This window comes from Psychrobacter sp. NPDC078501, assembly GCF_044900935.1.
Classification (GTDB): Bacteria; Pseudomonadota; Gammaproteobacteria; order Pseudomonadales; family Moraxellaceae; genus Psychrobacter.
On record NZ_JBJDOS010000002.1, the window covers coordinates 297,565 to 309,381 of the forward strand.

At 43.4% G+C, this 11,817-nt stretch carries 10 protein-coding genes; 6 read left to right on the forward strand and 4 right to left on the reverse strand.

Annotated features, from left to right (window positions below):
• Positions 1–79: 79 nt before the first annotated feature.
• Complete coding sequence (locus ACI2IW_RS04245) at positions 80–1,762, reverse strand: hypothetical protein (RefSeq protein WP_404692754.1); 1,683 nt, start codon at positions 1,760–1,762, stop codon at positions 80–82.
• A gap of 147 nt (positions 1,763–1,909) precedes the next feature.
• Positions 1,910–3,556: a DNA polymerase III subunit epsilon gene (gene dnaQ / locus ACI2IW_RS04250; protein ID WP_404692755.1), complete on the reverse strand. Its 1,647-nt coding sequence runs from the start codon at positions 3,554–3,556 to the stop codon at positions 1,910–1,912.
• 349 nt (positions 3,557–3,905) lie between these two features.
• Here dnaQ and ACI2IW_RS04255 point away from each other — a divergent pair, with 349 nt between their 5' ends.
• Positions 3,906–4,451 carry a hypothetical protein gene (locus tag ACI2IW_RS04255; RefSeq protein ID WP_404692756.1) on the forward strand — a complete coding sequence of 182 codons (546 nt, stop codon included), beginning with the start codon at positions 3,906–3,908 and terminating at the stop codon, positions 4,449–4,451.
• 116 nt (positions 4,452–4,567) lie between these two features.
• The gene (locus ACI2IW_RS04260; protein WP_114700242.1) at positions 4,568–4,873 is read left to right on the forward strand and encodes a hypothetical protein; all 306 of its coding nucleotides are present in this window, start codon (positions 4,568–4,570) and stop codon (positions 4,871–4,873) included.
• Positions 4,874–4,982: 109 nt separating this feature from the next.
• Here ACI2IW_RS04260 and ACI2IW_RS04265 read toward each other — a convergent pair whose 3' ends face one another.
• On the reverse strand, positions 4,983–5,441 hold the full coding sequence (locus ACI2IW_RS04265; RefSeq protein WP_404692757.1) for a YkvA family protein: 459 nt from the start codon (positions 5,439–5,441) through the stop codon (positions 4,983–4,985).
• Between the two features lie 203 nt (positions 5,442–5,644).
• Here ACI2IW_RS04265 and ACI2IW_RS04270 point away from each other — a divergent pair, with 203 nt between their 5' ends.
• Complete coding sequence (locus ACI2IW_RS04270) at positions 5,645–6,922, forward strand: LD-carboxypeptidase (RefSeq protein ID WP_404692758.1); 1,278 nt, start codon at positions 5,645–5,647, stop codon at positions 6,920–6,922.
• A gap of 19 nt (positions 6,923–6,941) precedes the next feature.
• Here ACI2IW_RS04270 and ACI2IW_RS04275 read toward each other — a convergent pair whose 3' ends face one another.
• Positions 6,942–7,964 (reverse strand): GlxA family transcriptional regulator, encoded by a 1,023-nt coding sequence (locus tag ACI2IW_RS04275; RefSeq protein WP_114700239.1) that lies wholly within the window; start codon positions 7,962–7,964, stop codon positions 6,942–6,944.
• Between the two features lie 181 nt (positions 7,965–8,145).
• On the opposite strand from ACI2IW_RS04275, the gene ACI2IW_RS04280 reads away from it, so the two are divergent.
• Genes ACI2IW_RS04280 through ACI2IW_RS04290 form a run of 3 tightly spaced genes read left to right on the forward strand, consistent with a single transcriptional unit; the run spans position 8,146 to position 11,767 of the window.
• A complete protein-coding gene (locus ACI2IW_RS04280; RefSeq protein WP_201567559.1) occupies positions 8,146–9,951 on the forward strand; it encodes an acyl-CoA dehydrogenase in 1,806 nt (601 codons plus the stop codon).
• A gap of 22 nt (positions 9,952–9,973) precedes the next feature.
• Entirely contained in the window at positions 9,974–10,981 is a 1,008-nt protein-coding gene (locus tag ACI2IW_RS04285) for an NADP-dependent oxidoreductase (protein WP_404692759.1), read from the forward strand.
• Positions 10,982–10,984: 3 nt separating this feature from the next.
• Positions 10,985–11,767 carry an SDR family NAD(P)-dependent oxidoreductase gene (locus ACI2IW_RS04290; RefSeq protein WP_102078818.1) on the forward strand — a complete coding sequence of 261 codons (783 nt, stop codon included), beginning with the start codon at positions 10,985–10,987 and terminating at the stop codon, positions 11,765–11,767.
• The last annotated feature ends 50 nt before the right edge of the window (positions 11,768–11,817 follow it).

Here is an 11,817-nt window from a genome sequence, read left to right on the forward strand (position 1 = left end):
GTACTTACATTATCTTGAGTTATCTGTATTCAAATGAGATGTCATGGCTAAGAGATAATGACCATGACAATGAGAAAAGTTAAGCAGCAAGTAGGTGGCTCAAGCTTTGCTGACCCACATCAAGCGCTTGCTTGCTAACAGGGCGATTATTCTCAAAACCATCTAAGTGATGATCGACCGCCATAATAACATCAGCGATGCAGGCTAACGTACTGTCTTCGATACGTCGTCCGCCTTCGATACGCTTTTCAATGTAGTTAGCTAACTGACTCAGCATGCTGGCAGGTGTGGCCAGTTGTAAGAAACGTACTGCGCCTGCTACTTGACGCATCATCCCAGGAATATTTTGGATATTGAGCATATCGCGTTCAGGCTCCGCCAAATAATCATTGATGGCTTGCTCAGCACTAGCAATCGCAGTTCGGCTTTCTTGTATCAAGGTGTCATTGGCCGTATTAAGCTGATGCAATGAGATATGCGGATTATTCAGTGGCAGATAGATTGCCCCTGGTGTATGCATCTCTGCCATAGCAATGGTAGCGTTCTCTGCATGCATTAACGCTAGTAGCAAATGATCGAAATCTTCAGGAGAAGGCGCTTGCCAATGGCTCACAGCTTCTGCTGCTTCGCTAAGACTATTGGCTGCGTTGGACAGACCTAACAAACGTAATGCCGAACTTAGTTCAGTCAGCTCTTTAATAATCTGCGCTGTCTGCATATCAATAGGATTGATTGAATCGCCACGTGCATAACTATCGACGTGTTCTTTAATGTTATTGATCTGATTTTGAATAATTGTGTTTAACGTATCGGTAAGTTCGCGGTTAGGACCGAATAAAAAGCGCTTCATTTGTTCTAGCTGAGCACCTTCTAAATGGTTACTGGCATATTGTTCACGTAATTGATGCGCTTGCTCGTTATCACGTTGACAGGCAAAGCTCACTAAATCTGCAAAGCGGGTATCCATGACTGGTAAATAGCTTTGAAACTGCTGTTCTAAATAGATAAGTGTGTGTTTTTGACTTAAGTTTAATGGTAATACTGCTGCGATATCAGTCACGGCAGCAGACGCTGCTTGCCAAAATAAGCTATCAGTATTTGAGGCGATTAATGCACAGGCTGCACTCATGGCATCAAGCTTTTGCTGATCTGCTGAGTCAATGTTGTCATCTTGATTGAGTAGTGCAACCGCAAGGCCACTACGATACGCGTTGGTTAGCAGCTCTGTGTCTAGATTGAGCGTGCTTAGAGATTCAAAGTTTTGTTCAGGATTGGCGATGATGACACTACTGCTACCAAATGCAGAAAAATAGTCTGCTGTAATAGGAGCTTTTTGACTATGTGCATTAAGCTTGTTGATTACAGGTATGAGTAGAGTAGGCTCTACCGATTCAGTCAATAGTACAAACTCGACATAACGATCCAAGGTCATGATGGCTTCTGATAGATCCATGATCAAATCAGTATCGTTGTTATCACCATTGTCATAAAGTCTCTGTAGACCACCAACAATAGCATCATTCAATGCTTCTGCACCGACCAAAGAAATTAGTTTGAAAATACAAGACAGCTGCTTTAATACTTCGATAGAATCTGACAACAAAGGCGCCTGACTACTATCATCATTGAACTCACCTAGATGAATTTCAGTATCTTTAAGCGTTGCTATAACCTCATCATGCAGTAAATGGAGTGATGGTAGGTTAAAATCAGTAACACTAAGCGTTGGGGCGGTTAGCTTCATTTGCGCAGACTGGTCCATAAGTATTTTTCCATAATGTACTGATGAGAATAGCAATAGTGTAAATTTGATTTAGAAAATATTGGTTAGTGATGTTTTAACGCTTTCTATCATAATAATCAAGACTAAATTATACAAATGTCGGTTCAATAAAAATTAAAATGACAATTACGTGCTAGCTTTTAGGGCAGGATAATCTTCTGCCAAAGCGGCATACCAGCTTTGGTCAGCAGTATCATCCGCCGTTGAAGCCAGCAATAAATTCGCTAAATTGGCGAAATTTGCATGAGCGGTTTGTCCGCCATCGGTATCTGTATCCTCTTCGATGGCAAGCGTGACCTGTCCACCAGTCATTGCCAAATAAACTTCGGCTAAAATCTCTGAATCAAGTAATGCCCCGTGAAAAGTACGGTCTTGCTTACCAACATCTAGGCGACGTACGAGGGCATCTAGCGTGTTTTTTTGCCCAGGATATTGCTGCTTGGCCATTGCTAGTGAATCGGTTACTTGCACTCGATTAGCAAAGTCATTCAGACCAACTTTTGCAAACTCCATATTTAAGAAGTTCATATCAAAAGTAGCGTTGTGAGCAATAATCTCAGCGCCATCCATAAAGTCGTACAAAGACTGAGCCACTTGATCAAAGGTCGGCTTATCGGTCAAAAATGCTTCAGAGATACCATGAATACGAATGACTTCATCATCCATACCGCGCTGCGGATTGATATAAACGTGCAGCTTTTCACCAGTAAACTTACGTCCGACCAGCTCCACAATACCGACCTCAATAATACGGTCGCCTTTTAGTGCATCAAGCCCTGTGGTTTCTGTATCCATAATAAGCTGACGATCTGCTTCATGGCGGTGTATCGGCTTTGGTAGTAGCGGCTTGAAATATGGGTTGGCACGGCTAGTATCCCCATCGAATTTAGGTGCGTCAGATTCTACATTTGGCAACATATCATTGTCGACGGTATCATCTAGGTGCGTTTGAATATCTGGCATAGCTTTGGTACTCGTCGGGTTGGATGTATTGTCTTGATGATTGCTAGATTCTACAGCAATGTCTTCATTTATCTTAAGGGTGCTAGCTGTACTCTGACTATCTTCTCTTAGCGGTTCAGGTTCTAAGAGCTCTTCATCACACTCATCGTCCATCATATCTAGACCCAATGGATCGAAACTTAGCCAGTCAGCGCTAGACGATTTTTGCAAGGTATCAGTGTTAGCGTCAGTATTAATAACAATATCAGACGCTATTTGGTCTTTTTTTTTAGTCGTATCTGCTTCATTGAGCATAGCTGAATGCCCGCTGTTTGAGGTGACACCTAAGTTTGCCAGCTCATCTGCTTTTTCGTTACCAGCATGTCCAGCGTGACCCTTGACCCAATGCCAGCTAACATCACGCTGTTGGCAGAGCTTATCCAATTGTTGCCATAGGTCTTGATTGGCGACTGGCTTTTTACTGGCAGTTTTCCAGCCCTTTTTTTTCCAACCCTCAATCCATTCAGTGATGCCTTTTTTGACATAACTGGAATCGGTCCAAATCTCGAGAGTATGCTCGTGCGGGCTCTGGGTCAGGGCTTGTATCGCGCCCATTAGTTCCATACGGTTATTGGTGGTTTCTTTATCGCCGCCGTACAAATCTTGCGTGCTGCCATCACTAAATATAAGATGTGCTCCCCAGCCGCCAGCGCCAGGATTGCCTTTGCAAGCACCATCAGTATAGGCCACAGTGGTATTTGTTTTAGCAGCCAATGGATCAATCGCGTTGTCTTTATGAGTGTTTGGCATTGAATTACGGTTGTCTGACATAAAAGAGTATGGACCTGATAATTGGTAAGCATAGGGTAGTACTAGAGCATCTCGTTTACGCTATTCGAACGATGATGATGACGTTGTGAGTATAGCAAATCTATCATAAATATGGGCAGTCGTGATGCACAAAGTCAGAAAATCGTTACGGTAACTTATAACATAATAGTAACGTCTTGGTTTTCTGTTAAAATAGCGAAGCTCTCTGAAAGGCACTGGTTTTTAATGACAGAGCTGTCTTTGCTACAAAGATGCCCAAGCGCATTTTTTGTATCTGCTATTTGATGGTTTTTTGACAATAGTACACTTAATAAAAGTTTTTAATGCATGATTGCAGGATAACCCCATTATGTCTTTACGCTCGAATTTATTTAATAAGAGACTGACGTATCTGATGCTCAGTGTGACTGCTAGCAGCGCGATTTTTCTAAGCGCTTGTAATGATACTAGCCTTCAAGCAGATACCGAAGTTGCGGCAGATCTGTCTGTCTTTGAGGGTTGTTATACGGTGAGTCAAGATGAACCTGCACAAATAAAAGTCAGCCAGCAAGATGACACTTGGGTGATGCAGATGAAAGAACCCGTCACTGCTAAGCGCGTCTGGGATACACCAGAGCCGTTAGAAGTGATAGACAATAGCGACATACCGCAGTTCTTCTCTATCGATCCAGATAATGTCGATGCAGTCATTGGTCGTCCTGATCGTGTACTTGTACTGGCTCATGTCAAACCAGCCTATGCAAATATTGATCCGCTCTTAGACAGTGAGTACTTGTCGTATATTTACCGAGGTGCCAACACGATCTACCGTGTGGAGTGCGATGAGGTGAATACTGATATTTTAGCCAATCCACATGCCAATCTTGTTATCGATAATGTTGATGACAGTATTTAAATAAGCGTTGACGATAGTACTTGTATAAGTATCAACTATAAATATTATTGTTGGTCGATGATATTTGCATAGACAGTATTTTGTTATAAACAGTCATACCATTAGAGTTAAGCAATATGAATTTTTTCAGTTACGTGGTGTTAGGCGGGTTCTCTTATGCAGCTGGTTGGGCGGTAAGGACGTATGTATTAGACAAACAACCGACGCCTGAGCAGCCTTATAATTTAAAACATCCTGCAATTTTGGCATATTTGGGTGCATTTTTTATTATCATGTTGATCGTCTCGTGGCTGCTTGGTCGCTATGCACTTGGTCATGCTGCGATTGATTTACCTTTCATTATTATCAATAGTCTCGTTGCGACATTCGTCTACTCGTTTGGTCTTAATCCAGAAAAAGCTAATTATGAAGTACCTGATTAAAATATAGTATTGAATGAATTGTAAATAACAAAAGCCACGACCGAAGTATTAATTCGCGGTCGTGGCTTTTTCGATAGTGCAGTTTTTTAATAGTTGAAAGTATTAATATTTATGAGGCTTTCTTCAGATTAGTACCAGTCTCGTCACTATCTTTCTCATCAGGGCTAGTCTTGTCGTTGTTAGCTTCTAATTTATCCTTAGTAGCTGATTGTTCCTGCTTCCATTCTTTGTATTTTTGTAGATCTTTTCTGGCCTGCTTTAAACAAAATTTAAGTACTAGCGCATCATCGATATGGCCGATAAACGGAATAGAATCAGGAATGAGGTCAATTGGATTTAGCACATAGAGCGCACCAATAACGCCAGCTGAGATTGTCTTAAAAGGAATCTTACGGTAGTCACCTTTATAATAGTCTTTGACAAGACTCATAAATAGCATTAAATCATCACTAAACGGCTCAAGATAGCCGCTGTCTTCTAATTTTTCTTTCAGCTTATCTTCTTTGCCCAGCAAGTATTCTAAATTAGAATCAAGTGACTTGTTTTTATCGGTTTTTTTATTAAACATAATTATTACCTTTTGTTTTTTGCGATGAATTTGTATTTACAGTAACAAATCTAATCGACCTATATTGTGTGTCTCAGTAGCGAAAAAGTAAATATCGGTAAAGATTAGGCAACCATCAGTGTCAGAAAAGCGTCTACAATATGCTGCCACAAGGTCTAAAAACACAAGTCATAAAAATAAAAGCGATAAGGTAGCAGCAAGATATGGGGATTAAGCGTCAGGCATGGACAGATGATGAAAATAGTCGTGCAACTGAAACAACATCTGGGCTAAACCGTCGGCAGTTTCTACGTCGAATCGGTGTAAGTGCAGGAACAGCAATATTAGCGAGCCAAGGTATTTCTCAAGCGCTTGCAGCCAGTCCTATCGAGTCTGGTCATAGTACGCAGCTGACCAAGGATGATCTACCAACTTCATTATTGGATAATCGTTCATTAGCACAAACGTCACAGGAATCACTGACGCAGACAGGTTGTATCACGCCTACGATTGAGACGCGACTTTTTGCTAGCTCTAACGTTGGTGGTAGTGATGAGCGTAATCAGTTGGCATTAGATCGCGTGGCTTGTGCTGGGTTTAAAGTAGAAAATCCTGCTATTACCAATCGTCAGTATTTACGCTTTGCGGGAACGGACTCACAGCGTGCTAGCGATTTTCAAAATCTTGCCACTGGAGCAATAGCCGCGCCAAAGCTGCTGCTAGGTGTGCGCGGTGGTTACGGTGCCATGCGTATATTGCCTACGGTGGACTGGTCGACGCTAGGACGGATTATGAAAGAGCGCGGCACGATACTCGCAGGCTTTAGCGATGTAACAGCTATCCAATGTGCGCTATTGGCAAAAGGGTCAATGAGCTCGCTTGCCGCACCGATGCTCTATAGCGAGTTTGGTAAAACTGCGCCTGATAAAGTCAGCTGTCAGCAGTTTGTTGAAGTGTTAACCAATCCCAATCTAACTATCAGCATACAAGATGCTTCATTAACCAGTCAGCAGCTACCTGCCATACTGACAAAAGGTGAGCCAAAACCATTAACTGGTACGATTTGGGGTGGTAACCTAAGTGTCGTGTCAGCGCTGGCAGGTAGTGAATATTTACCGCGTATCGATGGCGGTATTGTATTTCTAGAAGATGTCGGCGAGCAGGCGTATCGTATTGAGCGCATGTTATATGACTTATATCTCGCAGGCATATTTAAAGGTCAACAAGCGATTGTATTTGGAGCATTGTCTGGTACGGGTGAGGACAGCTATGATAAACGTTATGATGTCGCCACAGTCATTCGCCAACTACATGAACTAACAGGATTGCCGATATATAGTGGTATGCCTTTTGGTCATATCGGCAAAAAATACAGCTTTCCGCTGGGAGCGACTTGCCAGCTGAGTCCTAATGCAAATGGCGGCTATCAGTTGGCATTTACCGATTATCCAACCATCAAGGCTGATGCCATTCAAGTAGAAGGCTTGTGGCAGACTGCTTAAACGCTAATCACTGTCCTTTTTAAATAGCTAACCGCGAAAACTTATCTTGATACTCTTTAGGTGTAAGTTCAGTCGCACGTTTAAATAGACGCGTGAATGAAGAGATATCATCATAACCTACTTGATCGGCAAGAGACTTTATCGATACATCGCCCAACTCAAGTAAGCGTTTGGCTTGTTCAATTCTAACGGCCTGAATATACTCAATCGGTCGCATCGCTACGCAGGACTGGAAACGTCTATTTAAAGTGCGCGGGGTAATATTTACCATAGCGGCTAAACTACTGACCTGCAAAGAATGCTGAAAGTTTTCTTCGATATATTCTTGTACTTGTTTAATCAAATGGTCCGAATGCGGTTTGTGCAACGTCACATTAGTGTAGCTATTTTGACTGCCTCTTTTGCTATCAATAATTTGGGTTTTTGCCACCTGTGTAGAGATTTCACGTCCGCAGTAGCGCTCAATCAATAATAGCCCCAAATCATAAAAGGCGCTGCCGCCAGCTGCACAAAATATATTGCCTGACTGGTTTGTTGACTCGCTTCTTGAATGAGTCACAAACTGATTCTCTTGTAAGTCCACCAATGGAAAGTCTGCCTTAAACTTATTGGCATAGCCCCAGTGCGTGGTGGCTATCTTATGATCTAATAATCCTGCCTTTGCCAAAAAAAATGCTCCGCTACAATTGCTTGCTATATCGGCCTTGGTATTCGCAAGCCGTACTAAGTGGGGCAGTAGCTCACTGTTTTGCGTCAATACCTTATCAATAGAGTCGCCAATAGTGGGCACAAGCAATAAATCACATTCTGTCACGTCTCGGATATCACAGTGGGCTTGCATGATTAACCGATTGCTGCACCTAATATCGCCGCCACCCAAGCTGGCGATTTGCACATTAAACCGTGGCTCTACAGACTCATTTGAAAAGCGCTGCCAGCTGACCCCTGTGAATGAAAACAAGTCCAATGCGCCAGAGAGTACACTACCGAGCACACCATCGAAGCCAAGAATAATCATTTTAAAAGGTTTGAAATAGGGCATAAGTCACTCGTTTCCTTGGCTGTGCTTACCAAAATAACCATTGTTTGGTTGATTTTAACTGGTTAGATACTCTGTTTGTGTCTTATTTGACCATAATTATGTCATAAATGACAATACGGACAAGTATCAAATTAGACTAATATCAATTGATAACCACATTTAATCAGTTAATGAGAATACTATGGCCGCAGATACCCTCCTAAACGATTTTGAATTACCTTTCCAATTGTATGATGTACTAGGCACAGAATCACTCACCGAGCACGCAAAGTTCTCAGAACATAGCCGCGAGACATTTGATGCTGTATTAGAGACGGCAAATAAGATTGCGACAGATTTATTTTTACCGCACAACCATATTGCAGATAAGAACGAGCCGCAGTTCGATGGTAAAAAAGTCAGCATGATAAACGATGTAAAAGTCGCTTTTGATGCGTTCCGCGAGTCTGGGTTTATCGCAGGTCGTTATAGTTTTGAAGACGGTGGCATGCAGTTACCTGAGACGGTTATGACTGCTGTGGCAGGCTACTTTATGGCAGCCAATCCATCAACGACTGCCTATCCATTTCTGACCACTGCGGCAATCAACGTTATCTCGCATTTTGCTAGCGATGATATCAAAGCAGCCTTTATGCCGCGCATGCTGACAGGCGAGTTCACCGGCACCATGGCATTGACCGAGCCGCACGCAGGTTCGTCGCTTGCTGATATCAAAACCATTGCGGTAAAACAAGACGATGGCTCGTATCGAGTCAAAGGCAGCAAAATTTATATCTCAGCAGGTGACCATGAGCTGTCTGATAATATTGTACATTTGGTATTAGCAAAAGTACCAGGTGGTCCAGGCGGTGTTAAAGGTATCTCTTTATTTGCCGTGCCTAAATATCGCTTGAACGATGACTTGTCTGTTGGCGAGCGTAATGATGTACATCTGACTGGACTGATTCATAAGCTTGGTTATAGAGGTGCGACTTCTACAGCATTGAGCTTCGGTGATGAAGGCGATTGTCATGGTTATTTGATCGGCGAAGAGCACTTTGGCTTGCGCTATATGTTCAAGATGATGAATGAGGCACGTATCGCTGTCGGTTTTGGCGCTTCTATGATTGGTTATCGTGGCTATCAGTATTCGCTAGATTATGCCAAAGACCGTACACAAGGTCGCATTGCGCCAAACAACAAGCCTGAAGATGATGCAACGGCTATTATTCAGCATGGTGATGTAAAGCGCATGCTATTGGCGCAAAAAGCTTACTCTGAAGGTGGTATCTCATTGTGCTTATATGGCTCAAACCTAATTGACCGTATCAATACCTGTGAAGACGAAACGCTAAAAAATGAGCTAACCGAACTATTAGATTTGCTAACGCCAGTGCTAAAAGCATGGCCGTCTGAATATGGGCCAAAAGCCAATGATTTGGGTATTCAAGTATTGGGCGGCGCAGGCTATACGCGTGAATATCAGGCTGAGCAATTTTGGCGTGACAATCGTCTAAATCCTATCCATGAAGGCACAAACGGTGTGCAGGCGCTAGATTTGTCATTCCGTAAGTTATGGCAAAAAGGTGGGTTAGGTATTCAAATCCTAAAACGTGAAATTACAAAAGATTTAGAAAGCATCACTACGCCTGAGAGCGCGCAACTTGCAGGCAAGCTGATGCCTTATATGGGTCAGCTGCATGAAGTGCTCGTGCATTTGGGCAAAGTGTTGCAGACAGAAGAAGCGCTGACATTGACTGGTAATGCTCAAGCACTAATGAATATTTTTGCCTCAATTGTACTGAGCTGGATTTGGATTCGCCAAGCCAGTAAAGCCGAGCAGCTGCTAAGTACGACGCAAGATGTCGAGCAGCAGAACTTTTACAAAGGCAAGATACAAGCGGCCAAATACTTCATTGATTGGGAACTACCATTAGTTAAACGCGACATCGAATTATTAACCAACACCAACTCGGTTTGCACTGATATGCAAGCGGACTGGTTCTAAGGACAACTCTAAGGAAAGAGACATGACAACGATAAACAAACAATGGCGCCTAAAAGCAAGACCAGTAGGCGAGCCAAGCGCTGAAACTTGGGATTATACCGAGACAGAAATACCGACTATCACCGATGGTCAGCTACTGATTAAGGTTGAGTACATCTCTATCGATCCGGCGATGCGTGGTTGGCTGAACGATGCCAAATCTTATATCGCGCCAGTACAAATTGGTGAAGTTATGCGCGCCGGTACTGTGGGTAAAGTGATTGAAAGTAAGCATGAGAAATTTGCTGTTGGAGACTATGTCGCAGGTCACGACGGCGTGCAGTCCTATGCAGTCAGCGATGGTACAGGCCTGCATAAAGTTGATCCAAGCCTAGCGCCGCTGTCTTACTACTTGGGTGTACTCGGTATGCCGGGTATGACAGGGTATTTTGGTCTGCTAAAAACGGGTCAGCCAAAAGCAGGCGAAACGGTAGTGGTATCAGGAGCTGCTGGTGCAGTTGGTAGCTTGGTTGGTCAGATTGCCAAAATTAAAGGCTGCCGCGTCGTCGGTATCGCGGGCGGTGCTGAGAAATGCAAATTCTTGGTCGATGAGCTTGGGTTTGATGCGACGATTGATTACAAAAACGAAGATGTGAAAAAAGCACTAAAGAAAACCTGTCCAAACGGCGTCGATGTGTACTTTGACAACGTAGGCGGTGATATCTTAAATGACGTGCTTACTCAGATTAATCTACATGCGCGTATCGTTATTTGCGGGGCTATCAGCCAATATAACAACACCACAGCAGTAAAAGGCCCATCGAACTATTTATCATTATTGGTCAATCGTGCTCGCATGGAAGGCATCGTGGTGTTCGATAATATCAAAGAATATCCAATCGCTATGAAGGATATCGCTGGCTGGATTCAGTCAGGTGATATGAAAGTAAAAGATCATATCGTTGAAGGTATCGAGACGTTCCCTGATACTTTGATGATGCTCTTTAACGGTGAAAATTTCGGCAAACTAGTACTTAAGGTAGAGGGATAGGACATGACACTGAATACAAATGGAATTGCATCAGATGTAGCTGGCAAACGAATTTTGATCACGGGCGGTGCATCAGGCATCGGTGCAGCAAGTGCGTTATTGCTGGCTAGCCGCGGCGCAAAAGTTGTCATTGGTGATATGGCAGAAGAGATGGGCGAAGCGGTTGCCAAGCAAGGCCAAGATGCTGGCAACAGTATCGTCTTCAAAAAAGTAGACGTGACCAGTGGTGATGAAGTGCGTGCGTTGTTTGATTTTGCAGTAGAAACGCTTGGTGGCTTAGATGTTGTGGTAAACAATGCTGGTATCGATCACAAGCCTTCGCCAATGCACGAGCTAAGCGATGATGATTTTGATCGCAATATCGCAGTGAATTTAAAAGGTGTTTGGCACTGTATGCGTGCCGCTGTCAATTGCATGATCCCTAATGGCGGTGGTCATGTGATCAATGTCGCCTCTATTGCTGGTCTGCGTTCAGCGCCTATGATTTCAGCCTATAGTGCAGCTAAACATGGGGTTATGGGTCTGACCAAATCTGCTGCCCATGAGTATGCCCGTGCCAATATCCGTTTTAACGCGGTATGCCCAAGCTTCATTGATACGCCAATGGTACGCAATACCATGGCAACGATGGATGAGCGTACACAGCAAGCAACGATTAAGGCCAGTCCACTGCGCCGCCTAGGAAACGTCAGTGAAATCTCTAGTGCGATTGCGTGGCTTGCCAGCGATGAAAGCAGCTTTATGAATGGTCATGCCTTCACCTTAGATGGTGGTATGCTAGCGTAACTGTGATCGTTGAGCGCTCTTTGTTCAGTTCATTAGTGCTCGATAATCGC